The organism is Pseudomonas reinekei (assembly GCF_001945365.1).
Lineage (GTDB): Bacteria > Pseudomonadota > Gammaproteobacteria > Pseudomonadales > Pseudomonadaceae > Aquipseudomonas > Aquipseudomonas reinekei.
The window spans coordinates 74,115-99,506 of the sequence record NZ_MSTQ01000005.1 but is presented as its reverse complement, the minus strand read 5'-3'; the positions used below and the strand labels follow the sequence as shown (position 1 = coordinate 99,506).

The following is a 25,392-nucleotide window of genomic DNA, read 5'->3' as shown; positions in this document are numbered from 1 at the left end:
ATCGTTCATCGCGGGCAAGCCCGCTCATACAGGAGCAGTGAAATCCCTGTGTGAGCGGGCTTGCCCGCGATGGGGCGGGACAGACGCCGAAGATTAAAACGATGGGGTTTGCTGGCGTCGCTTCCACTGATTCAGCCGCTGCTGCAAATTCAACGGGCTATGAATCTGTTGCTGGCGTGCGCGGCTGAACAGAATCAACGCCAGTTCCGCCGTGGCCAGGGCATCGGCACTGGCGTTATGACGCTCGAACACTTCCAGCTTGAACCAGTCGATCCACTCGTCCAGCCCGGCCTCGCGAATCTGCGCTTGTGGGCAGACCAGCGGGGCAATGTCCGCGACGTCCATAAAGCTGTGCTGCAACTTGTAGCCCAGGTGTTCTTTGAGCGCGCGTCCGAGCATGTGCTGATCGAAGGGCGCGTGGAAGGCCAGCAACGGACTGTCGCCGACGAATTCCATGAAATCGAGCAGCGCCAGGGCCGGATCGCTGCCGGCAGCAATCGCGCTGGGGCCGATGCCATGAATCAGCACGCTGGGGCCGAGTTTGACTTCGGCGCATTGCAGGGTACGTTCGAACTGCTGGCTGAAGTCGATCGCGCCGTCCTCGATCACCACCGCGCCGATGGACAGTACCCGATCCTTGTTCAGGTTCAGTCCGGTGGTTTCCAGGTCCAGCACCACCCAGCGCTGTTCGCGCAGGCTGCACTCGCTCAAACCGGCTGCCGCAGGCAAGCGTTGCAGGCGTTGTTGCAGCTCTGCGGTCAGGCTCGGGCCGGCCGGGCGCAGCCATGAAAACAGACTCATAGCTGATACCGCAGCGACAGGCTGCTTTGCAGGCGTTGCGCCTGGCGCAAGGATTCGCGCAGGATTCGCCGATCCAGATGATTCAGGCTGTCCGGATCGACGCGGTTGGAGTAAGGCAGATTCTCCCGGGACTGCAATTGATGTTGCTGCATGCGGGTTTGCTGAATGAAGTGATAGGCCTCTTCGTACGCCGCGCCGTCCAGCGGCTCGATGATTTCTTTATCCACCAGTTGGCGAAACCGCTCAAGGGTGTTGTTGGCTTCGATGCCGTGGGCCAGGGCGAGCAATCGTGCCGCGTCAACGAAGGGCGTCAGCCCCTGAATCTTCAAGTCCAGCGTGGCTTTCTCGCCATTTTTACGCGCCAGCACAAACTCGCGGAAACGCCCCACTGGCGGGCGATTGCGTAATGCGTTTTCGGCCAGCATGCGCTGGAACAAACGGTTGTCGGCGACCTGGTCGAGGATCCCGCGACGCAACTGCTCACAACCTTGTTCGTTGCCCCAGACCACGCGCAGGTCGAAATAAATGCTCGAACCCAGCAGGTTTTCCGGCGTGGCCTCGCGGATGAACGCGGCAAAACGACGTGCCCATTCGACCCGGGACAAACACAGTTCGGGGTTGCCAGCCATGATATTGCCCTTGCACAGGGTGAAACCGCACAACGCCAGACTTTGGTTGATCTGATGGGCGATGGGTAGCAGCTTGCCGCGGATCTCGGCAGCGTGCGCCGCGTCGCGGGCTTCAAACAGAATGCCGTTGTCCTGATCGGTGTGCAGCGTTTGCTCGCGACGACCTTCGCTGCCGAAACACAACCAGCTGAACGCAACCCCGGGGTCACCTTTCTCGGCGAGGGTCAGTTCAATCACCCGGCACACGGTGTGATCGTTGAGCAGGGTGATGATGTGGGTGATCTGGGTCGACGAAGCGCCATGGGCCAGCATGCGTTCGACCAATTGGCCGATCTCGCCGCGGATCGCCACCAGGTTTTCCACGCGCGGAGCATTGCGGATGGTCCGCGCCAGGTGCACCAGGTCGACACGTTGCAGTGAAAACAGATCGCGCTCGGACACCACGCCGCACAGGCGCTGGTCCTTGACCAGGCAGACGTGGGCGATATGCCGCTCGGTCATGGCAATTGCGGCGTCGAACGCGCTGTGGTCCGGTGTCAGGTAAAACGGCGAGGGCGTCATGTGGCGTTCGATGGCTTCGGCAAAATCACCGGCTGCATTGGCCACCACGTGCCGCAGGTCGCGCAGGGTGAAAATCCCCAGCGGCGCTTGCAGCTTATCGACCACCACGATGCTGCCCACTTGTTGCTCGTGCATCAGGGTCACGGCCTCGCGCAGGGGCGTTGAAGGACCACACATGACCGGGTGACGCATGGCCAATTCGCCCAGACGGGTATTGAGCGAATACTGCGTACCGAGGGTTTCCACGGCTTTCTGCTGGACTTGCTGATTGACCTGATCCAGCAGGCTGCTCACGCCACGTAGGGCAAAGTCGCGAAAGGTGGAGGAAATGGCGAAGAGTTTGATGAATGCGAGCTTGTTCAGCTGTAGGCAAAAGGTGTCTTCGGCCGCCAGGTGTTCAGTGCGCGTCGCACGTTCACCCAGCAGCGCGGCGAGGGGAAAACATTCGCCGGTGGTGATCTCGAAGGTGGTTTCGTTACCGCCCTTGGCCGAGTGTGGGCGCTCGCCCACGACCCGGCCCTGTTTGACGATGTAGAAGTGTTCAACCGGGCCGTCGGCGGGCTTGATGATGCTTTCGCCGGGGGCATAAAAACGCAGCTGACATTGTTCAACCAGGTACGCCAGGTGAGCGTGTTCCATCTGATTGAAAGGCGGGAATCGCTGAAGAAATTGCAAGGTGCCCTGGATGTTCTGCAACACCGCGGTTTTCCCTGCCTGGGTGAAGGCGTCCGCTCTACTCATAACCATTACCGCAGTCTTTTTTTGGAGTTGTTGTTGTCGGGTGACTCGACCATGGTCGACCCCCGCGACCGGGGTGCCCATTGGACGTAAGTCTAGGTAGGCCGTAAACGTGATGCATTGTCAGAAAACACCTACGTAAACGTGAGAAAAACCTCTCGATTTGCCTATTGGAAAAATATCCGACGAAGTGCACATTGAAGGTCTGCTTAGCGATGTCTCACCACTGTGCTAGGGAATTGAATTGAACATGTAGAGTACGCCATGTCCGACCACGATATTTTGAGTGACGCCGAGCGCGAAGCGCTGAGTGCAGTCATGCTGGAACCTGACTTGCCGCCGCAACGGGTGTTGATCGTCGATGACGACAAAGATGCCCGGGAGCTGCTGTCAGAGATCCTGGGGTTGGATGGTATTCGTTGCATGACGGCGGCCAGTGGCGAAACCGCACTGAAGATGCTGGAGGAGAAACCTTCGATTGGTTTGGTCATTACCGATCTGCGGATGGGACATGTCGATGGCCTGGATCTGATCCGCCAGGTGCGTGAATCGGTGCGGGCGGCGATGCCGATTATCATTGTCTCCGGCGATGCTGACGTGAAAGACGCCATTGCCGCGATGCATTTGAGCGTGGTGGATTTTCTGCTCAAGCCGATCGATACCGGCAAATTGCTGGGGTTGGTCAAGCATGAGTTGGGGATGGATCTGTAGCCACCCCCTGCTTTACAACGTGACGCAAACGAAAAAGCCCTGATCTTTCGATCAGGGCTTTTTCATGTCCGGCGTCAACGCTCGGTTACAGGCCGTTGGCAGCCTTGAACTCGCGACGACGGCGGTGCAGGACCGGCTCGGTGTAGCCGTTCGGCTGCCTGGTGCCCTCGATCACCAGTTCGACCGCCGCCTGGAAGGCGATGTTGCTGTCGAAGTTCGGGGCCAGTGGGCGGTACAGCGCGTCACCGGCGTTCTGACGGTCAACCACCGGCGCCATGCGCTTGAGGCTTTCCATCACTTGCTCTTCGGTGACGATGCCATGACGCAGCCAGTTGGCGATATGCTGGCTGGAAATACGCAGCGTCGCACGGTCTTCCATCAGGCCGACATCGTTGATGTCCGGCACTTTTGAGCAGCCAACGCCCTGGTCGATCCAGCGCACCACATAACCCAGGATGCCCTGACTGTTGTTGTCCAGTTCGTTCTTGATTTGCTCGGCGGTCCACTGCGGGTTCACTGCCAGCGGGATGGTCAGGATGTCGTCCACCGAAGCAGGCGCACGCTTGGCCAGTTCGGCCTGACGGGCGAACACGTCAACCTTGTGGTAGTGCAGCGCGTGCAGGGCCGCGGCGGTTGGCGAAGGGACCCAGGCAGTGTTGGCGCCGGCCAGTGGGTGAGCGATTTTCTGTTCAAGCATCGCCGCCATCAGGTCAGGCATCGCCCACATGCCTTTACCGATCTGTGCGCGACCTTGCAGGCCGGTGCTCAAGCCGATATCGACGTTGGAGTTCTCGTAGGCGCCAATCCATTTTTCCGCCTTCATGTCGGCCTTGCGCACCATCGGCCCGGCTTCCATGGACGTGTGGATTTCGTCGCCCGTGCGATCGAGGAAGCCGGTGTTGATGAACACCACACGCTCGCTGGCAGCCTTGATGCAGGCCTTGAGGTTGACCGTGGTACGGCGCTCCTCGTCCATGATCCCGACTTTGAGTGTGTTGCGCGGCAGGCCCAGCACGTCTTCGATGCGACCGAACAGCTCGTTGGTGAACGCCGCTTCTTCAGGGCCGTGCATCTTCGGCTTAACGATGTAGATCGAACCGGTGCGGGTGTTTTTGCGCGTGGTGTTGCCGTTGAGGTTGTGCATCGATGCCAGGCAAGTCACCAGGCCATCGAGAATACCTTCCGGCACTTCGTTGCCATCCTTGTCGAGGATCGCATCGATGGTCATCAGGTGACCGACGTTACGCACGAACAACAGCGAACGGCCGTGCAGGTTTACCGCATTACCATCGACGCCGGTGTAGGCGCGGTCGGCGTTCATGGTGCGGGTAAACGTCTTGCCACCCTTGGCGACTTCTTCCGACAGATCGCCCTTCATCAAGCCGAGCCAGTTGCGGTAGATCACCACTTTGTCATCGGCATCGACGGCGGCGACGGAGTCTTCGCAGTCCATGATGGTGGTCAGCGCGGCTTCCATCAGGATGTCTTTGACGCTGGCCGCGTCGGTCTGGCCGACCGGGGTGCTGGCATCGACCTGGATTTCGAAATGCAGGCCGTTGTTTTTCAGCAGGATCGCGGTCGGTGCCGAAGCATCGCCCTGGAAGCCGATCAGTTGTGCGTCGTTGCGCAGGCCGCTGTTGCTGCCGCCTTTGAGGGCGACAACCAGTTTGCCGTCGACGATTTTGTAGCTGGTGGAATCGACGTGGGAGCCGGCTGCCAGGGGCGCCGCTTCGTCGAGGAAGGCGCGGGCGAAGGCGATAACCTTGTCGCCGCGAACCTTGTTGTAGCCTTTGCCTTTTTCCGCGCCGTCAGCTTCGCTGATGGCGTCGGTGCCGTAGAGCGCATCGTACAGCGAACCCCAGCGGGCATTCGAAGCATTGAGAGCGAAGCGGGCGTTCATCACCGGCACCACGAGTTGTGGACCGGCCATGTGGGCGATTTCTTCATCGACGTTTTGCGTCGTTGCCTGGAAATCGGCCGCTTCTGGCAGCAGATAACCGATGTCTTGCAAGAAGGCTTTATAGGCCACGGCGTCGTGCGCCTGACCGGCGCGTTCCTGGTGCCAGGCATCGATACGAGCCTGGAAATCATCGCGTTTGGCGAGTAGGGCTTTGTTCTTCGGTGCCAGGTCATGGATGACCTTGTCTGCACCGGCCCAGAACTTATCGGCGGTGAGGCCGGTACCGGGAATGGCTTCGTTGTTCACGAAGTCGAACAGGACTTTGGCGACCTGCAGGCCACCGACTTGAACGTGTTCAGTCATTGCTTGCCTCACTCTGCTCAGCTATTTCGCTTTTCAGCTCTTCAATTTAACAATGGAGCCTCTGGCCATTTAAACCACAAACCCTGCGACCAGTACATGCCATTTCTGACGGCTGGGTGGGGACCAATCAACGGCTTGAGGGCCTTGCTGACGGGGCTTTCAGGGATGCGACTGCGCCTGTGGCAGACATCGAACCAACGTTATGTAGTGCGCGCTGCGGCATACTACATGATGAATTGCGCTTGTGAAAATTAGACTAATTACGTCGTTCTGCGACCCCGTGACGCATTGCAGTCACGTCGGGGATCGGGATGTTCTCAAAAAACCATGAGATTGTTCCAGTTAAATATAAAAAGTTGTACACGATTTGTGGTTCGCTGCAGATTGGCGGAGTGTTCGATCGCTAGCAAGCCAGCTCCCAGGGCCTTGCGCAATCCCTTTAGAAGCTGGCTTGCCAGCGATGGCGTCAGTCGATTCAGCGCTGCAGCTACCCTTGCCTATACTTATTTTTCTATAACAAAACACAAGACCAGAGGGCTGCGCCATGGACCACCTCGTACTCACCGTTTTTGCACCGGACAAGCCAGGGCAGGTCGAGCGCATTGCCCAATGCATTGCCGAGCAGGGCGGCAACTGGCTGGAAAGCCGCATGTCGCGCATGGCCGGCCAGTTCGCCGGGATCCTTCGGGTGGGAGTGCCGGCAGAGTCTTACGACGCATTGGTGGATGCCCTACAGGCATTGTCCGCTCATGGCATTCGCGTGTTGATCGCCGAAAGCGGCATTGAGCAGTCCTGTACCTGGAAGCCGATTGCCATGGAACTGGTGGGAAATGATCGTCCGGGCATCGTGCGGGACATCACCCGGCTGTTGAGCGAGCAGGGCGTCAACCTGGAGCGGCTGGTGACGGAAGTGCGTCCGGCGCCGATGAGCAGTGAGCCGCTGTTTCACGCCGAGGCGATTCTGGCGGTGCCGTTAACCCTCTCTCTGGACGTGCTGCAATCGCGCCTGGAAACCCTGGCGGACGATTTGATGGTGGAGTTGGTGCTGCGCAGTGAACCTTGAACGGGTTATCCAAGTTTAACGTGCACCTGCCTGTGGATAACCTGTAGAGACAGCCCGCCAGGCCTTGCTGGCCGGGGCTTTTCAGGATTTGATCAAAAAACCAGCAGTTTCAAGAACTTGCGCACAAACGCCGGGGATCACACTGTGGATAACCTTGGGAAGGAACGGTGCAGGCCACGTAAAACGTGGCCTGTAGAGGTTTGTGCGTTTTTTGATCAGCTGCGGCGACGCAGGCTCAGCCACGCATCAACGCTGTAAACCGCCAGACCGGCCCAGATGAACATGAAGGCCACCAACGTGCTGGACGACAAGTGTTCGCCAAACAGCAGTACCGCCTGCAACAGCACCAATGTCGGCGCCAGGTACTGGAGAAATCCCAGCGTCGTGTAGGGCAAATGCCGCGCGGCGGCGTTAAAACATACCAGCGGTACCAGCGTAACCGGGCCTGCGGCCACCAGCCACCAGGCCTCGGAGGTGGTCCAGAATTCAGGTTGAGCGCTTGCCGCCGTCGAATTGAACAGCAGCCAGGCAATGGCAATCGGCACCAGCATCCAGGTTTCCACCACCAGCCCGGGCAGCGCCTTGACCGGTGCTTGCTTGCGAATCAGCCCGTAGAACCCGAAGGTCAGTGCCAGCACCAGCGACACCCACGGCAGACTGCCGACTTGCCACACCTGTTGCGCCACGCCCACGGCCGCCAGCCCCACCGCAATCCATTGCATGCGCCGCAGCCGTTCGCCGAGGATCAGCATGCCCAGCAACACGTTCACCAGCGGATTGATGTAGTAACCGAGGCTGGCTTCGAGCATGCGCCCGTTGTTCACCGACCAGACATAGGTCAGCCAATTGGCCGCGATCAAGGTCCCGCTCAGTGCGAGGATCGCCAGCCGTTTCGGGTTATCGCGCAACTCGCGCCACCAGCCCGGGTGCTTCCACACCATCAGCAGCAGGGCACCGAACAGCGCCGACCACAACACGCGGTGAATGATGATCTCCACCGCGGGCACGCTGGCGATGGCTTTGAAGTAGATCGGGAAAAGTCCCCAGATGATGTAGGCACTCAGGCCCAATATGTACCCGCGACGCGGGTTGGCGGCTTGCATGCAGAGTCCTTGCTTAGGCAGCTAACAAAGAGGCGATTGTAAGGAGATTTGTCTACGAATGTCTTGGCTGAATAGGCAGGGTAATTGCGAAAGCAAAACCTGTGGGCGAGCGTGATCGCGATGAAGGCTGCCATTCCAACATCAACGCAAGCTCATCCATCGCTATCGCGAGCAGGCTCGCACAGGGATTCAGGTGACTTAGAACAATTGCAGCGGCTCTTCATTGAGTGCCGCCAGCTGCTCGCGCAACGCCAGCACTTGATCACCCCAATAACGCTCGGTGCCGAACCACGGAAAGCTGCGCGGGAAGGCCGGGTCGTCCCAACGACGGGCGAGCCAGGCGCTGTAGTGCATCAGGCGCAGGGCGCGCAACGGTTCGATCAACGCCAGTTCACGCGGGTTGAAATCGTGGAACTCGTTGTAGCCGTCCATCAACTCCGACAACTGCCCCAGGCAATCCTGGCGATCTCCCGCCAGCATCATCCAGATGTCCTGTACCGCCGGGCCCATGCGACAGTCGTCGAGGTCGACGATATGGAACATCTCGTCGCGGCACATCATGTTGCCGGGGTGGCAGTCGCCGTGCATGCGGATGTTCTGGTGCGGCGTGGCGTCGTAGACCTCTTCCACGCGCTTGAGCAGGTCACGGGCCACCGACTCGTAGGCCGGCAGCAGGCTGCGGGGGATGAAGTTGCCTTCGAGCAAGGTTGTCAGCGAGTCATAACCGAAGTTCTTCACACCCAGCGCTTCACGGTGCTCGAACGGTTTTGTCGCGCCTACCGCGTGCAGGCGGCCGAGCAATTGTCCCAGGCGATACAACTGATCGAGGTTGCCCGGCTCCGGCGCACGGCCACCTCGGCGGGGGAACAGGGTGAAACGAAAGCCGTTGTGTTCGTGCAGGGTTTCACCGTTGTGGATCAGCGGAGCGACGACCGGGACCTCGACATCGGCCAGTTCGAAGGTGAATTGGTGCTCCTCCAGGATCGCTTCGTTGGTCCAGCGTTGCGGGCGATAGAACTTGGCGATCAGCGGCTCGGAGTCTTCGATGCCGACCTGATAGACACGGTTTTCGTAGCTGTTGAGCGCCAGAATGCGCGCGTCGCTCAGGAAGCCGATGCTTTCAACGGCATCGAGCACGAGGTCTGGGGTGAGGGTTTCAAACGGGTGGGCCATGCTGACTCCTGCGCGCAGCAGGCTGCTGCGTCCGGCCAGGCATGGTAGCGCAGACCGGCGCAGATAGGTGGTGACCGTGCAAACGCCATCGCAGGCAAGCCCGCGATGGGCCCGATCAGGCGCCGACGATCCCGCCATCTTCCCGGGTAATGGCCATCACCGAAGACCGCGGCTTGCCATTGGGCAGATGCTCGGGGAAGGTCGAACCACCGAATTCACCCGGGTGCTGGATGCCGATAAACAACGTCTTCTGATCCGGCGAGAAACTGATCCCCGTCACCTCGCAACCGATCGGCCCGACCATGAAGCGGCGAATTTCCCCGGTCACCGGGTCGGCGCAGAGCATCTGGTTGTTGCCCATGCCGGCGAAGTCACCGGCATTGCTGGCATCGCCATCGGTTTGAATCCACAACCGCCCGGCCTTATCGAACGCCAGGCCATCCGGGCTGTTGAACATATTCTGCGGGGTGATGTTCGATGAGCCGCCCTTCGGCGTACCGGCATGCACTTGCGGGTTGCCGGCCACCACAAACAGATCCCAGGCAAAGGTATTCGAGCCGTGATCGTCACGGTCGGTGCGCCAGCGCAGAATTTGCCCGTAGACGTTTTTCTCCCGCGGGTTCGGCCCGCCCACCGGTTGCCCGTCGTCGCCGCGTTTGGCGTTGTTGGTCAGCGTGCAGTAGACCTGGCCGTCCTTGGGGCTGACCACGATCCATTCCGGGCGATCCATGCGCGTGGCCTTCACGACGCTCGCTGCCAGGCGCACGTTGATCAGCACCTCGGCTTGATCGGCAAAACCGCTGCCGGCATCGATGCCGTTTTTGCCGTGGGTCAACTCCACCCATACACCTTTGCCTTTGGGGTGGTCGGCATTGCCGTCACCGGCGTCGAACTGCGCCACGTACAAGGTGCCGTGATCGAGCAGATCGCGGTTGGCCTTGGGGTTCTTGTGATCGATTTTGTCGCGGCTGACGAACTTGTAGATGAATTCGCCGCGCTCATCGTCGCCCATGTACACCACGGCGTGGCCGTCGCGGGTTTGCGTCAGGGCGGCGTTTTCGTGTTTGAAGCGGCCCAGTGCGGTGCGCTTGACCGGGGTCGATTGCGGGTCGAACGGGTCGATCTCCACCACCCAGCCGTGACGATTGAGTTCGTTGGGGTTCTTGGCCAGGTCGAAACGCGGATCGTGTTGATGCCAGTTGATCTCTTTGCTGGTTGCCACCGCACCATAGCGTTTCTGTGCGGCGTCGAACTTCTGCTCGGTGTTGCTGCTGCCGAAGCAATCGGTGAAGTTCTCTTCGCAGGTCAGGTAAGTGCCCCAGGGCGTCTGGCCGTTGGCGCAGTTCTGGAAGGTGCCGAGGACGGTTGTGCCTTGCGGATCGGCGCTGGTTTTGAGCAGGTCGTGCCCGGCGGCCGGGCCGCTCAACGTGATCGGCGAATTACCGTGGATGCGTCGGTTGTAACGCGAGTCCTGGACGAACTGCCAGTGACCGTTTTTGCGTCGCACTTCAATCACCGACACCCCCTCACTTGCCAGGGCTTTGTGCACCTCCTCGGCCGATTGCGGCATGCCCGCGTGGGGGAAGAGGTAGCGGTAGTTGGTGTATTCGTTGTTGATCGCCATCAGCGCACGGTTGTCGTCGCCGGGAAAGGCAAACAGGCTCATGCCGTCGTTGTTGTCGCCGAACTGGACTTCCTGCTGCTCGGCGCTGCCATGGCCGCTCGGATCGAACGCCGGACCGTTTTTGTGCAGGGGCTGGCCCCAACTGATCAGCACCGAAGATTTGTAGCCTGGCGGCAGGCTGATGCTGTCGGCGGTCGCGGCGGGAATGCTCGCAAAACCCAGAAGTTTGCTGTTGCCGGCGCTGACACTGGCGGCCAGCACGCTGCGGCTCAACAAGTTGCCACCCATGAACAGGGCGGCGCCACACAGGGCGCCCGCGCTGATGAATCCACGGCGGCTGAGGCCGACCATCTGTTCGAGGTCGGTGGACTGGTTGTCTTCCAAAAGGCTCATATCAGGCTTCCTGCGATTTTTGCAGTCACCTTAATGATGGGAGATGAAAGTTTTGTTGCAGCGGTTTTACAGTGGTGTGCCCAACAAAACCCGCGACGGCGAAAATTCGACACGCACCGGATTACCACTGCTCAGCCCCAAAGATTGCTGACACCAGGGTTCGGCCAAGGCACACAGCGTCATGCCGTTGGGCAGGGCAATGCGCACTTCACTGGGACCGTCCTCGGCGTCGAGGATCTGTTCGATCGTGCCGATCAAGCTATTGTTTCCGGGGGTTGCGGCGGAGTCGATTGCCATGAGGTCGAGCCAGCCTGCCTTGATCAGAGCCACCACTTCGGTGCCGACTTTCAGCTCCAGCCGTTCGGTACTGTCGTGGGTGATTTGTGCGGCGACAATCAGGTTCTCTGCCATCTCCAGGCGAATCAGATCGTTGCGCCCCTGAGGCTCTATCGCCGCGACCGTGCCGTGCAGTTGGTTGCGTGCGCTGGTGCGCAACATCAAGCGCCCGAGCAGATCCAGGTCGCTGGCATCTTCAGCCGCTTCCAGTACCTGGGCCTGTAGCGCCTGCAACTTTTGATACAAGCGCAAAACCCGCTCACCTTCGCTGGACAACCTGGCGCCACCGCCGCCCTTGCCGCCGACACTGCGCTCCACCAACGGTTTTTGCGCGAGGTTGTTCAGCTCATCGATGGCATCCCATGCTGCCTTGTAGCTCAGCCCCGCGCTTTTCGCGGCACGGGTGATCGAGCCCTGTTCAGCAATGTGCTGCAGCAGGGCGATGCGTTGCGGGCGGCGGACAATATGCTGGGATAACAGGCTGGGCAAGGACATGGCAAGACGCTTTGGGTTGTGTCGGTGGCAAGGACGTTGGCCGCTTGGGGCGGACTAGTCAAGTCAGGACTCGCCGGGTTTGGGTGTGCGGGCCAGGCAATAGACATCCACCCGAGCGGCACCGGCGTCCATCAGCAAACGGGCCAATGCCTGCGCGGTGGCGCCGGTGGTCAGGACATCGTCCAGCAGCGCCAGGTGACGGCCCTTGAACGCGGCGCCAGGGGCAAGGGCGAAGGCGTTGCGCAAATTCTTTTTGCGCGCCTCGGCATTGAGGTCCTGTTGCGCATTGGTGTCCTGAATCCTCAATAACAGGCGTTCATCGCGGGGTATGTCGAGCCCCGCGCTGACCCAGCGCGCGAGCATGGCGGCTTGATTGAACCCGCGTTGACGCAATCGTCGGGAAGCCAGCGGCACCGGCAGCAACAGGTCCGGTCGCGCAAGATCATCATTGAAGCGATGTTGCAGGGCTTGGACGAGAAGTTCGCCGAGCAGGTGGCCAAACGGCCACTTCGCGCTGTGCTTGAAACGGGTAATCAGGCTGTCAACCGGAAAGCTGTAAGTCCAAGGAGCGATGACGTGTTCGAAGGCGGGCGGATGCGCCAGGCACTGGCCGCACGTCAGGCCGGCCGAAGGCAACGGCAAGGCACAGCTTTGGCAGTGGTCGCCGAGCCAGGGCAGTTCGGTTTCGCAAGCCATGCAGATGGGCGTGGCGCCATCGGCCACTTCATCACACAGCAAACAGGGCTGCTTGTTTTTTAACCAGATGTAAACCGGTCCTTCGTATCGTGGTTGACAGCGCATTGCTCTTCCTTAAATATGCCGAACATCCGTGTCGCGCCTGTGGGTATGCCGTCCCCAGCGCTTGCCAAGCATAAAACAAAGGAAACGCCCATGAGCGCCAGCACCTCTGCAACCCTGCGTCATGACTGGACTTTGGCCGAAGTCAAAGCACTCTTCGTTCAACCCTTCAATGACTTGCTGTTCCAGGCGCAGACGGTGCACCGCGCGCATTTCGACGCCAACCGCGTGCAGGTATCAACCCTGCTTTCGATCAAAACCGGCGCCTGCCCGGAAGATTGCAAATATTGTCCGCAGTCCGGCCACTACAACACCGGCCTCGAAAAAGAAAAGTTGATGGAAGTGCAGAAGGTGCTCGAAGAGGCCGCTCGCGCCAAGGCCATCGGTTCGACCCGTTTCTGCATGGGCGCGGCGTGGAAACACCCGTCGGCCAAAGACATGCCTTACGTGCTGAAAATGGTTGAAGGCGTGAAAGCGCTGGGCCTGGAAACCTGCATGACGCTGGGTCGCCTGGACCAGGATCAGACCGAAGCACTGGCCAAGGCCGGCCTCGACTACTACAACCACAACCTCGACACCTCGCCGGAGTTCTACGGCAGCATCATCACCACCCGTACCTACAGCGAGCGCCTGCAAACCCTGGCCTATGTGCGTGAGTCGGGAATGAAAATCTGCTCGGGCGGCATCCTCGGCATGGGCGAGTCGCTGGACGACCGCGCCAACCTGCTGATCCAGCTGGCCAACCTGCCGGAGCATCCGGAGTCGGTGCCGATCAACATGCTGGTGAAAGTCGCCGGTACGCCGCTGGAAAACGCTGACGACGTCGACCCGTTCGACTTCATCCGCATGCTCGCCGTCGCCCGGATCCTGATGCCGCAATCCCATGTGCGCCTGTCCGCCGGTCGCGAAGCGATGAACGAGCAGATGCAGGCCCTGGCGTTCTTCGCCGGCGCCAACTCGATTTTCTACGGCGAAAAACTGCTGACCACTGCCAACCCGCAGGCCGACAAGGACATGCAACTGTTCTCGCGCCTGGGCATCCTGCCGGAAGCCCGCGAAGAGCACGCCGACGAAGTGCATCAAGCCGCGATCGAACAGGCGCTGGTTGAGCAGAAGAGCAGCGAGCAGTTTTATAACGCCGCCGTTTGAACCTTCTGAAGGAATGCAAAATCCTGTGGGAGCGAGCTTGCTCGCGAAAGCGATGTAACAGTCGACATTTATGTTGAATGTGAAGGCCTCTTCGCGAGCAGGCTCGCACCCACAGTGGATCTGTGTCATTTGATAGTCGAGGCCTGCATGTCTTTCGATCTCGCCGCACGCCTTGCTGCCCGTCGTGCCGAAAACCTCTACCGCCAGCGTCCGCTGCTTGATAGCCCTCAGGGCCCGGAAGTGGTGGTCGATGGCCAGCCGTTACTGGCGTTCTGCAACAACGATTACCTGGGCCTGGCCAATCACCCGCACGTGATTGAAGCCTGGCGCGCCGGCGCGTTGAAGTGGGGCGTGGGTGGCGGGGCGTCGCACCTGGTTATCGGCCATGCCGGCCCGCATCACGCACTGGAAGAAGCACTGGCCGATCTCACCGGACGCCCGCGCGCCCTGCTGTTCACCACCGGTTACATGGCCAACCTCGGCGCCGTCACCGCGCTGGTGGGGCAGGGCGACACGGTGCTCGAAGATCGGCTCAATCACGCATCGTTGCTGGATGCAGGGCTGTTGTCCGGTGCGCGTTTCAGTCGCTATCTGCACAACGATGCCGCGAGTCTGGCCAAACGTCTTGAGAAAGTCACCGGCAATACCCTGGTGGTCACTGATGGCGTGTTCAGCATGGACGGCGACCTCGCCGACCTGCCGGCGCTGGCCCGGGAAGCCAAAGCCAAAGGCGCTTGGCTGATGGTCGATGACGCCCACGGTTTCGGTCCGTTGGGTGCCAATGGTGGCGGCATCGTCGAGCATTTCGGTTTGAGTCAGGACGATGTGCCGGTATTGGTCGGCACGCTGGGCAAGGCGTTCGGCACGGCGGGTGCGTTTGTCGCCGGCAGTGAAGAATTGATCGAGAGCCTGATCCAGTTCGCCCGGCCGTACATCTACACCACCAGCCAGCCGCCGGCACTGGCCTGCGCCACCCTCAAAAGCCTCGAACTGCTGCGCAGCGAGCACTGGCGCCGAGAGCACCTGCACACGCTGATCCGGCAGTTCCGCCAGGGTGCCGAACAGATTGGCCTGGCGCTGATGGACAGCTTCACGCCGATCCAGCCGATCATGATTGGCGACGCCGCTCGGGCGGTGCGGTTGTCACAAATGTTGCGCGAGCGCGGGCTGATGGTGACCGCGATTCGCCCACCGACCGTGCCCGCCGGCAGCGCCCGTCTGCGGGTGACCCTGAGCGCGGCCCATAGCGAGGCGCAGGTGCAACTATTGTTAGAGGGACTGGCCGATTGTTTCGACCAGCTGGGACCGGAGCCAAGCCATGCGTAATCGACTGATTTTGCTGCCCGGCTGGGGCCTTGGTGTTTCTCCGCTGGAGCCGCTGACGGCAGCCTTGCACGGTTTGGATGAACACTTGCGAGTGGAGATCGAGCCGCTGCCGGAGCTGGACTCCAGTGATCTCGAAGAATGGCTCGATGAGCTCGACGCGACGTTGCCACAGGATGCCTGGCTTGGCGGCTGGTCTCTGGGCGGCATGTTCGCTTCTGAACTGGCAGCGCGTCGTGGAGACCGTTGCTGCGGCTTGCTGACCCTGGCGAGCAATCCTTCTTTTGTCGCTCATGATCAGTGGCCGAGCGCGATGGCGGGTGAAACCTTCGATGCGTTTCTGGCCGGCTGTGCTGCGGACCCGCGCGGAACATTGAAGCGCTTTTCGCTGCTGTGCGCCCAAGGTGCCGAAGACCCTCGCGGGTTGTCGCGGCTGTTGCTCGGTGGGGCGCCACACACGGCTGCGTCGGTGTTGATGAGTGGGCTGGAAGTGCTCGCACAGCTGGATACCCGACAGGCCTTGCAAGCTTTCCGTGGCCCGCAACTGCATCTGTTTGGCGGTCTTGACGGGCTGGTTCCCGCCGAGGCGGCAGGCGAGTTGTTCGCGCTGACCCCGGATATCGAAATCGGTCTGATTGAACAGGCCGGCCACGCGTTTCTTCTGGAAGATCCCCACGGTGTAGCGGGGGCCATCCAGGCCTTTTTGCATGAGTCCGGTGATGACTGATTTATCCCTACCCAACCCGCCCGGCGGTTTGCCCGACAAGCGCCAGGTCGCGGCTTCTTTTTCCCGCGCGGCGGCGAGCTACGACAGCGTGGCCGAATTGCAACGAGAGGTGGGCAGTCAATTGTTGCGCCGCTTGCCGGCGTCGTTCACCCCTCAGCGTTGGCTGGACCTTGGGTGTGGCACCGGGCATTTCAGTCGTGCGCTGGGCGAGCGCTTTGCGCTCGGGCACGGGGTTGCGCTGGACATCGCCGAAGGCATGCTCAATCACGCCCGGCCATTGGGTGGCGCCGCGCATTTCATCGCCGGCGATGCTGAACACCTGCCATTGCGCGAGGCGACTTGCGACCTGATCTACTCCAGCCTGGCGGTGCAGTGGTGTGCGGACTTCACTTCGGTGCTCAGCGAGGCCTATCGGGTGCTGAAACCGGGCGGTGTTTTTGCATTTGCTAGTCTGTGCGCAGGCACGTTGTACGAGTTGCGCGACAGCTGGCGTCAGGTCGATGGCATGGTGCACGTCAACCGCTTCCGCGAGTTCGCTGTTTATCAACAGCTGTGTGCGGCCAGCGGTTTGAAGACGCACACGCTGGAAACCCGTGCGCATGTATTGCATTACCCGGACGTGCGCAGCCTGACCCATGAACTCAAGGCCCTGGGCGCGCATAACCTCAATCCCGGCCGGCCTGGCGGTTTGACGGGGCGGGCGCGGATTTTGGGGTTGGTTGAGGCTTATGAGCAGTTTCGTCAGGCCCAAGGTCTGCCGGCGACTTATCAAGTGGTGTACGCCGTTTTGGAGAAACCCTTATGAGCGCAGCCTATTTCATCACCGGTACTGACACCGATGTCGGCAAAACCACGGTGGCCGCTGGTTTGCTGCATGCCGCACGTGTGGCGGGCCTGAGCACCGCAGCAGGCAAACCGGTGGCCTCCGGATGCACCGTGACCCCCAAGGGGCTGCGTAACGCCGATGCGTTGGCATTGTTGGCAGAGTGTTCGCTGCCGATGACTTATTCGCAGGTCAATCCGGTGGCGCTGGAACCGGCAATTGCGCCGCACCTGGCCGCGCGCGAGGCCGGCATCGCGCTGACCGTGCAATCTCTGGTTACGCCGATGCGGCAGATTCTGGACAGGCAGGCCGATTTCACCTTGATCGAAGGCGCCGGTGGCTGGCGCGTGCCATTGGCCGATCAGGACAATCTGTCGGATCTGGCGATGGCACTGGGACTGCCGGTGATCCTGGTGGTTGGCGTACGCTTGGGCTGCATCAACCACGCGCTGCTCACCGCCGAAGCGATTGCCAAGGACGGTTTGCAACTGGCGGGGTGGGTGGCCAATATCATCGATCCGAAGACTTCGCGTCTGGAAGAAAACCTCGCCACCTTGGCCGAACGCATTCCAGCGCCGTGCCTGGGGCGGGTGCCTAAACTCAAGCTGGTGACGGCCGAAGCCGTGGCCGAACATCTTCAGCTGGATCTGCTGGACTAGAATTTGCCTATGACAAGGCACAGTGCCATTAGTGTTTTTGTCGGGCGTTTTGTCAGCAGGTCTGCTTCAATGAGTGTTGGTTATTCTTTGCAAGGACGAGTTCTCCCATGGAAATCTCAGGTAACACCGCTTTTTATGCCGGTCTGAGCACTATTCAGACAGGGCAGAACCGTGTCGATCAAGCCGCAGGGCAAATCGCCAACAACACCATCGAACGTTCGGTCACCAGTCAGTCCTCTGACGCCCAGGTCGATCGCTTGCGTTCGGTTGATCGTAGTCAGCAATCGGACCTGGCCAGCAACATGGTCGAGATGTCTCAGGGCAAATTCCAGGTTGAACTGGGCGCGAAGGTCGCAAAGGCATCCGATGAAGTGCTCGGAACGCTGATCGATACGTTTGCCTGATCGGCGACTGAAACCGTACTGCGAACGCCGCGATATTTCGCGGCGTTTTTCTGCGTAAGTCCTTCTCCCTAAACTAATCTTTCCTACACTGCGTTGTTGCTCTGTCAGCGGCGTTGAGCGGCCGTGTGCCTGGTGTTTTCGTAAGGGATGACGAACGGCAAAAGATCGACGCTTGACAAGATTTGGGCGTAAACGTATGTTTCAAACAACTGTTTGACCGTCACAACAAATCGACACGGTCGCTCATTCCCGGTTTCATCAGCAGAGGTTTATCGCTATGCCTGACTACAAGGCCCCCTTGCGTGATATTCGCTTCGTTCGTGACGAACTGCTCGGCTACGAAGCGCACTATCAGAGCCTTCCGGCTTGCGCAGACGCAACTCCGGACATGGTTGACGCCATTCTCGAAGAAGGCGCCAAGTTTTGTGAGCAGGTGCTGGCTCCGCTGAACCGCGTGGGTGACACCGAAGGCTGCACCTGGAGCGAGTCTGGCGTTAAGACCCCGACTGGTTTCAAAGAGGCCTACAAGCAATTCGTTGAAGGCGGCTGGCCAAGCCTGGCGCACGACGTAGAACACGGCGGCCAAGGCTTGCCGGAGTCCCTCGGTCTGGCAGTCAGCGAAATGGTTGGCGAGTCCAACTGGTCGTGGGGCATGTACCCAGGCCTGTCGCACGGCGCGATGAACACCATCTCCGAGCACGGTACCCCGGAACAGCAAAACGCTTACCTGACCAAACTGGTTTCCGGTGAATGGACCGGCACCATGTGCCTGACCGAACCGCACTGCGGCACCGACCTGGGCATGCTGCGTACCAAGGCCGAACCTCAGGCCGACGGTTCCTACAAAGTTTCCGGCACCAAGATCTTCATCTCGGCCGGTGAACACGACATGGCCGACAACATCGTCCACATCGTGCTGGCCCGCCTGCCGGACGCACCGGCTGGCACCAAAGGCATTTCGCTGTTCATCGTGCCGAAGTTCCTGCCAAACGCTGATGGTTCGATCGGTGAGCGTAACGCGGTGTCCTGTGGTTCCCTGGAACACAAGATGGGCATCCACGGCAACGCCACTTGCGTGATGAACTTCGACGCGGCAACCGGTTTCCTGATCGGCCCGGCGAACAAAGGCCTGAACTGCATGTTCACCTTCATGAACACCGCACGCCTGGGTACTGCGCTGCAAGGTCTGGCCCACGCCGAGATCGGCTTCCAGGGCGGCCTGAAATACGCTCGCGATCGTCTGCAAATGCGCTCGCTGACTGGCCCGAAAGCGCCAGACAAAGCCGCTGACCCGATCATCGTGCACCCGGACGTACGCCGCATGCTGTTGACCATGAAGGCATTCGCTGAAGGCAACCGTGCAATGGTCTACTTCACCGCCAAACAGGTCGATATCGTCAAGTACGGCGTGGACGAAGAAGAGAAGAAGAAAGCCGATGCTCTGTTGGCGTTCATGACGCCAATCGCCAAAGCGTTCATGACCGAAGTCGGTTTCGAATCGGCCAACCACGGCGTGCAAATCTATGGCGGCCACGGCTTCATCGCCGAGTGGGGCATGGAGCAGAACGTTCGCGACAGCCGCATTTCGATGCTGTACGAAGGCACCACCGGTATCCAGGCTCTCGACCTGCTGGGTCGTAAAGTGCTGATGACTCAAGGCGAAGCCCTCAAAGGCTTCACCAAGATCGTTCACAAGTTCTGCCAGACCAACGAAGGCAACGAAGCCGTTCAGGAATTCGTCGCACCGCTGGCTGCACTGAACAAGGAATGGGGCGAGCTGACCATGAAGGTCGGTATGGCCGCCATGAAAGATCGCGAAGAAGTCGGCGCGGCCTCCGTGGACTACCTGATGTACTCCGGTTATGCCTGCCTGGCCTACTTCTGGGCTGACATGGCGCGCCTGGCTGCCGAAAAACTGGCTGCCGGCACTTCCGAAGAGGCGTTCTACACCGCCAAGCTGCAGACTGCGCGCTTCTATTTCCAGCGCATCCTGCCGCGTACCCGCACTCACGTGGCAACCATGCTGTCGGGCGCCAACAACCTGATGGACATGAAAGAAGAGCACTTCGACCTGGGCTACTAAGCCTTAACGATGCACTCTGAAAAACCGCTGCTCTCTTGGGAGCGGCGGTTTTTTTTGCAGTTTGGTTTGACCAACCCGAGAAAGGACCGCTACAGCCGTTCAACAACGACTTATGACCTGATTCCCTTGCGTCACTGGTAGCTCCGGTGCCGCCAGTGACGCTCTTTGAAAAATACCTCAGTAAAACGCTCAGCAAGTCGGGGTTTCTGCCGTTACAGTAATGGGCACATTGCCATCTATTGATATGACGGGTCGGAGCTTTACCCTTGCCGCGTTCTTCCGCTGTACGTTTCAGTCATTTCCTACCGTCATTACTTCTTCTGCTGGCGGGCCTCGCGGCTGCCTATGTCAAAGACCTGAACGTATTCTTCACTTCGCTGTTCAACGTGCTGCCAACCCTGGTGTTGTTGCTCGGCGGTGCCTACTGCGCGGTTTACCGACGCCAACGTGAACTGTTTCTGATGGTCACGGTGTACATCGCCTACTTCCTGCTCGACACTCAGACTGACTTCTATCGCGACAACGGCAAGGTGCGTGAAGACGCGGCCGTAGTCTTCCATCTGTGTTGCTTGTTGCTGCCGTTGCTGTTTGGTGTGTTTGCGGCATGGCAAGAACGCACGCATCTGTTTCAGGACATGGTGGCGCGCTTCGCTGTGCTGCTGGCGGTGGGCAGCGTGGCATTGGGGCTTGAGCAGAGTTACCCGCAGGCGCTGCTGATCTGGTTGTCGGAGATTCGCTGGCCAGCCTTGCACGGTGCCTGGATGAGCCTGATCCAGCTGTCCTATCCGGTGTTCATCGCATCGTTCGTGCTGCTGGCGTATCAGTACTGGCGCAACCCCAGGCCACTCCACGCCGCGCAGATTGTGGGTTTGCTCGGGTTGTTCTGGATGCTGCCGAAAACCTTCATCCTGCCGTTTACCCTCAACATCATGTGCAGCCAGGTGATGCTGATGATCGCCGCCGCTGTTGCCCACGAAGCCTATCAAATGGCCTTCCGCGATGAACTGACCGGGTTGCCGGGCCGTCGCGCGCTGAATGAACGCATGCAGCGACTGGGACGCAGTTACGTGTTGGCCATGAGCGACGTCGACCATTTCAAGAAATTCAACGACACCCACGGCCATGACGTCGGCGATCAGGTGCTGCGGCTGGTTGCCAGCAAACTGGCGAAAATCGGTGGCGGCGGTAAAGCGTATCGCTACGGTGGTGAGGAGTTCGCCCTGGTGTTTGCAGGCAAAACCCTCGAAGAGTGCATGCCGCACCTGGAGGTCATCCGCGAGTCCATCGCCACCTACAACATTCACTTGCGCAATCAGGACAGCCGTCCTCAGGATGACAGCCAGGGTCGCCAGCGTCGCGCGGGTTCCGGCGCATCGAGTGTGTCGGTGACCGTCAGTATTGGTGTCGCTGAGCGGATTGAGCAGCGCACTCCGGAAGAAGTGCTCAAGTCCGCTGACCAGGCGCTGTACAGCGCTAAAGGTGCGGGGCGCAATTGCGTGATGGCGTTCGGTCAGAACCGCCGTGGTGCGGTGCGCATGGACGCCGCTACGGTTGAGTGATGATGGCGCATTCAGCGTCTGGACTGTGATTGTGAGGCGTGGTCGGCGGCAGTAGGTTGAAGAAATCTGCTGACGGAGAAATGACCATGCCCGAGTACAAAGCTCCCCTGCGCGACATGCGCTTTCTGATCGACCACGTCTTCGACTTTCACAGTAACTACGCGGCGCTGGGGGCGACCGATGCCAGCCCGGACATGGTCAGTGCGATCCTCGAAGAAGGTGCGAAATTCTGTGAGAACGTGCTCTCGCCCCTCAACCGCAGCGGCGACGAAGAAGGCTGCCATTTCGACAATGGCGTGGTCACGACGCCTACAGGCTTCAAGCAGGCTTTCGCACAATACGTGGAAGGCGGCTGGCATGGCCTGGCGGCCGATCCGGCTTACGGCGGCCAGGGCTTGCCCAGTTCTCTGGGATTGGTCATCAGCGAAATGGTCGGTTCCAGCAACACCTCCTGGGGCATGTACCCGGGCCTGACTCATGGCGCCATGTCGGCCATTCACGCCCACGGCACCGAAGAGCAGAAACAGACCTACCTGAGCAAACTCACCGCCGGCCAATGGACCGGCACCATGTGCCTGACCGAAGCCCATTGCGGCACCGACCTGGGAATCATCAAGACTCGCGCCGTGCCCCAGGCCGACGGCAGCTACGCGATCTCCGGCAGCAAGATTTTCATCTCCGCCGGTGAACACGACATGAGCGACAACATCATTCACCTGGTGCTGGCGAAACTGCCGGATGCCCCGGCCGGGACCAAAGGCATTTCGCTGTTTATCGTGCCCAAATTCCTGCCCGACGCGACGGGTGAGGCGGGTCAGCGCAACGGCGTTTCCTGCGGCTCGATCGAACACAAAATGGGCATCAAGGCCTCGGCCACCTGCGTGCTGAATTTCGACGACGCCAAGGGCTTCTTGATCGGCGAGCCGAACAAGGGCCTCAATTGCATGTTCACCATGATGAACCACGCGCGGCTGGGCACCGGCATGCAAGGGTTGTGTCTGGGCGAGGCGAGTTTCCAGGGCGCGATCAAGTACGCCAACGACCGCTTGCAGATGCGCGCCCTGACCGGCCCGAAAGCGCCGGACAAAGCCGCCGACCCGATCATTGTGCACCCCGACGTACGGCGGATGTTGCTGACCATGAAGGCCTTCAACGAAGGCAACCGCGCGTTGACCTACTTCACGGCGCAGTTGTTGGATGTCGCGCATTTGAGTGCAGACGAAACGGCGCGCCAGGATGCTGAAGACCTGCTGGCGTTCCTTACGCCAATCTGCAAAGCCTTCATGACCGACACCGGCCTGGAGGTGACCAACCACGGCATGCAGGTATTCGGTGGGCACGGTTTCATTCGTGAGTGGGGCATGGAGCAACTGGTGCGTGATTGCCGTATCGCGCCGATCTACGAAGGCACCAACGGTATTCAGGCGCTGGACCTGCTCGGGCGTAAAGTTCTAGGCAGCCAAGGCAAACTGCTGCGCGGTTTCACCAAAATCGTCCACAAATTCTGTGCAACGAACGCCGCGCATCCGCAACTGGCGGTCTACGTCGCACAGCTCAACGAATTGAATCGGCAGTGGGGTGAGTTGACGACCCAGATCGGCATGGCCGCGATGAAAAATCCGGACGAAGTTGGCGCGGCATCAGTGGATTACCTGATGTACAGCGGTTACATCATCCTCGGCTATTTGTGGTTGCGGATGGCGATGGTGGCGCAGGCACAATTGGAGGCCGGTAGCGGTGATGCCGACTTCTGCCGGGGCAAACTGGCAACCAACGCGTTTTACTTCAAGCGTTTGCTGCCGCGCACTGCCGCTCATCGGGCAGCCATCGAGGCGGGCAGTGATTGCCTGATGCAACTGCCCGCGGAGTTGTTTGCGCTTTAGTCATGTAAATCCGTTACTAAAGAAGCTCGCCTGGTGCGGGCTTTTTTGCTGGTGACTAAAAATAACAAACAGGTCATGAGCTGACCCTATGTGTCACAAAAGTTGTTGGGTTACACTCGGACCCAACGAAAACACACTCCTACGATTCACCTGTTTAGATCTTGCGAGGTTTGCCATGGCTGATTACAAAGCGCCCCTGCGCGATATGCGCTTCGTTCTCAACGAAGTTTTCGAGGTCGCCAAACTCTGGGCCGAACTGCCTGCTCTGGCCGAGACCGTTGATGCGGAAACCGTCGAAGCCATTCTCGAGGAAGCCGGCAAGGTCACCAGCAAAAGCATCGCGCCCCTAAGCCGTGCGGCTGACGAAGAAGGCTGCCACTGGGCGGACGGTGCCGTCACCACACCGGCCGGTTTCCCACAGGCTTATCAGACATATGCTGAAGGCGGCTGGGTCGGCGTCGGTGGCGATCCGGCGTACGGTGGCATGGGCATGCCCAAAGCCGTATCGGCCCAGGTCGAAGAAATGGTCAACTCCGCGAGCCTGTCGTTCGGTCTGTACCCGATGCTGACTGCCGGTGCCTGCCTGTCGATCAACGCCCACGCCAGCGAAGAACTGAAAGCCGCCTACCTGCCAAACATGTACGCCGGTGTCTGGGCCGGTTCCATGTGCCTGACCGAACCACACGCCGGCACCGACCTGGGCATCATCCGCACCAAAGCGGAACCTCAGGCTGACGGTTCCTACAAAGTCAGCGGCACCAAGATCTTCATCACCGGCGGCGAACACGACCTGACCGAAAACATCATTCACCTGGTCTTGGCCAAACTGCCGGATGCACCGGCCGGTCCGAAAGGCATTTCGCTGTTTCTGGTGCCGAAGTTCATGGTCAATGCCGATGGCAGCCTGGGCGCGCGCAACCCGGCTAACTGCGGTTCGATCGAACATAAGATGGGCATCCAGGCGTCCGCGACCTGCGTGATGAACTTCGATGAAGCCGTGGGCTATCTGGTCGGCGAGCCGAACAAAGGCCTGGCCGCGATGTTCACCATGATGAACTACGAACGTCTGGGCGTAGGCATCCAGGGCCTTGCCACTGGCGAGCGCTCGTATCAGAACGCCGTTGAATACGCTCGCGACCGTCTGCAAAGCCGTTCGCCGACCGGCGCGCAAAACAAGGACAAAGTGGCTGACCCAATCATCGTCCATCCGGACGTGCGTCGCATGCTGCTGACCATGAAAGCGTCGAACGAAGGTGGTCGTGCATTCTCGACTTACGTGGCCATGCAACTGGACACCGCCAAGTTCAGCGAAGATGCAGCCACCCGCAAACGCGCGGAAGACCTGGTGGCGTTGCTGACGCCTGTTGCCAAGGCATTCTTGACGGATCTCGGCCTGGAAACCACCGTACACGGCCAGCAGGTTTTCGGTGGCCACGGCTACATCCGTGAGTGGGGTCAGGAACAACTGGTGCGCGATGTGCGCATTACCCAGATCTACGAAGGCACCAACGGCATTCAGGCGCTGGACCTGGTCGGGCGCAAGATCGTCGGTAGCGGTGGTGCGTTCTATAACCTGTTCGCCGACGAGATTCGTCACTTCACCGCCACTGCCAGCGCCGATCTGGCCGAGTTCACCAAGCCGTTGAACGACGCGGTGACCACCCTCGACGAACTGACCGCATGGTTGCTCGACCGGGCTAAATCCAACCCGAATGAAATCGGCGCGGCGTCAGTCGAGTATCTGCAAGCGTTCGGTTATGTCGCTTACGCTTACATGTGGGCATTGATGGCCAAGGCCGCTTTCGGCAAAGAAGCGCAGGACGATTTCTATGCCAGCAAGCTGGGCACAGCGCGGTTTTATTTCGCACGCCTGCTGCCGCGTATTCACTCATTGAGCGCGTCGGTGAAGGCCGGGAGCGAGTCGCTTTTCCTGCTGGATGCGGCTCAGTTCTGATGATGTAACGCCATGTAAGCTTTCTCTTACATGGCGTGCTGCATATCTCCCATAGATGCAGATTGGATCCACGGCTAATCTACTTCACATGGACGTAGCGCAGGAAGCGCAAAAGCAACAACACGGACACGTAGGATTCT

General features: G+C 59.9%; 20 protein-coding genes. 12 read left to right on the top strand and 8 right to left on the bottom strand.

All coding sequences use genetic code 11. The features are described 5' to 3' along the window. Positions 1-93: 93 nt before the first annotated feature. Positions 94-801: a 3'-5' exonuclease gene (locus tag BVK86_RS09530; protein WP_075946202.1), complete on the bottom strand. Its 708-nt coding sequence runs from the start codon at positions 799-801 to the stop codon at positions 94-96. After that, entirely contained in the window at positions 798-2,738 is a 1,941-nt protein-coding gene (locus BVK86_RS09525; protein ID WP_173668852.1) for a putative nucleotidyltransferase substrate binding domain-containing protein, read from the bottom strand. Before BVK86_RS09525 ends, BVK86_RS09530 begins: the two co-directional genes overlap by 4 nt. A gap of 255 nt (positions 2,739-2,993) precedes the next feature. Here BVK86_RS09525 and BVK86_RS09520 point away from each other — a divergent pair, with 255 nt between their 5' ends. Next, positions 2,994-3,440, top strand: a complete 447-nt coding sequence (locus BVK86_RS09520; RefSeq protein ID WP_075946201.1) for a response regulator — start codon at positions 2,994-2,996, stop codon at positions 3,438-3,440. Between the two features lie 85 nt (positions 3,441-3,525). Here BVK86_RS09520 and BVK86_RS09515 read toward each other — a convergent pair whose 3' ends face one another. After that, the gene (locus tag BVK86_RS09515) at positions 3,526-5,703 is read right to left on the bottom strand and encodes a malate synthase G (RefSeq protein WP_075946200.1); all 2,178 of its coding nucleotides are present in this window, start codon (positions 5,701-5,703) and stop codon (positions 3,526-3,528) included. Between the two features lie 544 nt (positions 5,704-6,247). Here BVK86_RS09515 and BVK86_RS09510 point away from each other — a divergent pair. After that, positions 6,248-6,766 carry a glycine cleavage system transcriptional repressor gene (locus BVK86_RS09510; RefSeq protein WP_075946199.1) on the top strand — a complete coding sequence of 173 codons (519 nt, stop codon included), beginning with the start codon at positions 6,248-6,250 and terminating at the stop codon, positions 6,764-6,766. 215 nt (positions 6,767-6,981) lie between these two features. Here the strand turns inward: BVK86_RS09510 and rarD are convergent, their stop codons facing one another. The 5 genes from rarD to BVK86_RS09485 all read right to left on the bottom strand — a co-directional run bounded on the left by rarD (position 6,982) and on the right by BVK86_RS09485 (position 12,691). After that, on the bottom strand, positions 6,982-7,869 hold the full coding sequence (gene rarD, locus BVK86_RS09505; RefSeq protein WP_075946198.1) for an EamA family transporter RarD: 888 nt from the start codon (positions 7,867-7,869) through the stop codon (positions 6,982-6,984). 198 nt (positions 7,870-8,067) lie between these two features. Next, positions 8,068-9,042 (bottom strand): serine/threonine protein kinase, encoded by a 975-nt coding sequence (locus tag BVK86_RS09500; protein ID WP_075946197.1) that lies wholly within the window; start codon positions 9,040-9,042, stop codon positions 8,068-8,070. Positions 9,043-9,157: 115 nt separating this feature from the next. Further along, on the bottom strand, positions 9,158-11,059 hold the full coding sequence (locus tag BVK86_RS09495) for a PhoX family protein (RefSeq protein ID WP_075946196.1): 1,902 nt from the start codon (positions 11,057-11,059) through the stop codon (positions 9,158-9,160). A 66-nt stretch (positions 11,060-11,125) separates the two neighbouring features. Beyond that, positions 11,126-11,890, bottom strand: coding sequence for a TOBE domain-containing protein (locus BVK86_RS09490; protein WP_075946195.1), 765 nt, complete (start codon positions 11,888-11,890; stop codon positions 11,126-11,128). A 63-nt stretch (positions 11,891-11,953) separates the two neighbouring features. Further along, the gene (locus BVK86_RS09485; protein ID WP_075946194.1) at positions 11,954-12,691 is read right to left on the bottom strand and encodes a ComF family protein; all 738 of its coding nucleotides are present in this window, start codon (positions 12,689-12,691) and stop codon (positions 11,954-11,956) included. A gap of 90 nt (positions 12,692-12,781) precedes the next feature. Here BVK86_RS09485 and bioB point away from each other — a divergent pair, with 90 nt between their 5' ends. The 10 genes from bioB to BVK86_RS09435 all read left to right on the top strand — a co-directional run bounded on the left by bioB (position 12,782) and on the right by BVK86_RS09435 (position 25,252). Then, on the top strand, positions 12,782-13,837 hold the full coding sequence (gene bioB, locus BVK86_RS09480; protein WP_075946193.1) for a biotin synthase BioB: 1,056 nt from the start codon (positions 12,782-12,784) through the stop codon (positions 13,835-13,837). A 147-nt stretch (positions 13,838-13,984) separates the two neighbouring features. Further along, a complete protein-coding gene (gene bioF, locus BVK86_RS09475; protein ID WP_075946192.1) occupies positions 13,985-15,163 on the top strand; it encodes an 8-amino-7-oxononanoate synthase in 1,179 nt (392 codons plus the stop codon). Further along, entirely contained in the window at positions 15,156-15,887 is a 732-nt protein-coding gene (locus BVK86_RS09470) for an alpha/beta fold hydrolase (RefSeq protein ID WP_075946191.1), read from the top strand. Before bioF ends, BVK86_RS09470 begins: the two co-directional genes overlap by 8 nt. Beyond that, positions 15,880-16,692, top strand: coding sequence for a malonyl-ACP O-methyltransferase BioC (gene bioC, locus BVK86_RS09465; RefSeq protein WP_075946190.1), 813 nt, complete (start codon positions 15,880-15,882; stop codon positions 16,690-16,692). The genes BVK86_RS09470 and bioC overlap by 8 nt, the downstream gene beginning before the upstream one ends. After that, entirely contained in the window at positions 16,689-17,369 is a 681-nt protein-coding gene (gene bioD / locus BVK86_RS09460; protein WP_075946189.1) for a dethiobiotin synthase, read from the top strand. The genes bioC and bioD overlap by 4 nt, the downstream gene beginning before the upstream one ends. A gap of 107 nt (positions 17,370-17,476) precedes the next feature. Beyond that, entirely contained in the window at positions 17,477-17,773 is a 297-nt protein-coding gene (locus BVK86_RS09455) for a pyrroloquinoline quinone biosynthesis protein PqqE (protein WP_075946187.1), read from the top strand. A 277-nt stretch (positions 17,774-18,050) separates the two neighbouring features. Continuing rightward, on the top strand, positions 18,051-19,856 hold the full coding sequence (locus tag BVK86_RS09450; RefSeq protein WP_075946186.1) for a phenylacyl-CoA dehydrogenase: 1,806 nt from the start codon (positions 18,051-18,053) through the stop codon (positions 19,854-19,856). A gap of 266 nt (positions 19,857-20,122) precedes the next feature. Beyond that, positions 20,123-21,415, top strand: a complete 1,293-nt coding sequence (locus BVK86_RS09445) for a GGDEF domain-containing protein (RefSeq protein WP_075946185.1) — start codon at positions 20,123-20,125, stop codon at positions 21,413-21,415. A gap of 86 nt (positions 21,416-21,501) precedes the next feature. Further along, on the top strand, positions 21,502-23,298 hold the full coding sequence (locus BVK86_RS09440) for an acyl-CoA dehydrogenase C-terminal domain-containing protein (protein WP_075946184.1): 1,797 nt from the start codon (positions 21,502-21,504) through the stop codon (positions 23,296-23,298). A 175-nt stretch (positions 23,299-23,473) separates the two neighbouring features. Further along, positions 23,474-25,252, top strand: coding sequence for an acyl-CoA dehydrogenase C-terminal domain-containing protein (locus BVK86_RS09435; RefSeq protein ID WP_075946183.1), 1,779 nt, complete (start codon positions 23,474-23,476; stop codon positions 25,250-25,252). Positions 25,253-25,392: the final 140 nt, after the last annotated feature.

Excerpts from the sequence above, each read along its gene's own strand:
- BVK86_RS09440 (WP_075946184.1), top strand. The coding sequence starts at position 21,502 with ATGCCCGAGTACAAAGCTCCCCTGCGCGACATGCGCTTTCTGATCGAC.
- BVK86_RS09510 (WP_075946199.1), top strand. The coding sequence starts at position 6,248 with ATGGACCACCTCGTACTCACCGTTTTTGCACCGGACAAGCCAGGGCAG.
- BVK86_RS09435 (WP_075946183.1), top strand. The coding sequence starts at position 23,474 with ATGGCTGATTACAAAGCGCCCCTGCGCGATATGCGCTTCGTTCTCAAC.
- BVK86_RS09515 (WP_075946200.1), bottom strand. The coding sequence starts at position 5,703 with ATGACTGAACACGTTCAAGTCGGTGGCCTGCAGGTCGCCAAAGTCCTG.
- BVK86_RS09455 (WP_075946187.1), top strand. The coding sequence starts at position 17,477 with ATGGAAATCTCAGGTAACACCGCTTTTTATGCCGGTCTGAGCACTATT.
- BVK86_RS09485 (WP_075946194.1), bottom strand. The coding sequence starts at position 12,691 with ATGCGCTGTCAACCACGATACGAAGGACCGGTTTACATCTGGTTAAAA.
- BVK86_RS09525 (WP_173668852.1), bottom strand. The coding sequence starts at position 2,738 with ATGGTTATGAGTAGAGCGGACGCCTTCACCCAGGCAGGGAAAACCGCG.
- bioF (WP_075946192.1), top strand. The coding sequence starts at position 13,985 with ATGTCTTTCGATCTCGCCGCACGCCTTGCTGCCCGTCGTGCCGAAAAC.
- bioB (WP_075946193.1), top strand. The coding sequence starts at position 12,782 with ATGAGCGCCAGCACCTCTGCAACCCTGCGTCATGACTGGACTTTGGCC.
- BVK86_RS09495 (WP_075946196.1), bottom strand. The coding sequence starts at position 11,059 with ATGAGCCTTTTGGAAGACAACCAGTCCACCGACCTCGAACAGATGGTC.
- rarD (WP_075946198.1), bottom strand. The coding sequence starts at position 7,869 with ATGCAAGCCGCCAACCCGCGTCGCGGGTACATATTGGGCCTGAGTGCC.
- BVK86_RS09530 (WP_075946202.1), bottom strand. The coding sequence starts at position 801 with ATGAGTCTGTTTTCATGGCTGCGCCCGGCCGGCCCGAGCCTGACCGCA.
- BVK86_RS09500 (WP_075946197.1), bottom strand. The coding sequence starts at position 9,042 with ATGGCCCACCCGTTTGAAACCCTCACCCCAGACCTCGTGCTCGATGCC.
- BVK86_RS09450 (WP_075946186.1), top strand. The coding sequence starts at position 18,051 with ATGCCTGACTACAAGGCCCCCTTGCGTGATATTCGCTTCGTTCGTGAC.
- BVK86_RS09470 (WP_075946191.1), top strand. The coding sequence starts at position 15,156 with ATGCGTAATCGACTGATTTTGCTGCCCGGCTGGGGCCTTGGTGTTTCT.
- BVK86_RS09520 (WP_075946201.1), top strand. The coding sequence starts at position 2,994 with ATGTCCGACCACGATATTTTGAGTGACGCCGAGCGCGAAGCGCTGAGT.
- BVK86_RS09490 (WP_075946195.1), bottom strand. The coding sequence starts at position 11,890 with ATGTCCTTGCCCAGCCTGTTATCCCAGCATATTGTCCGCCGCCCGCAA.
- bioD (WP_075946189.1), top strand. The coding sequence starts at position 16,689 with ATGAGCGCAGCCTATTTCATCACCGGTACTGACACCGATGTCGGCAAA.
- bioC (WP_075946190.1), top strand. The coding sequence starts at position 15,880 with ATGACTGATTTATCCCTACCCAACCCGCCCGGCGGTTTGCCCGACAAG.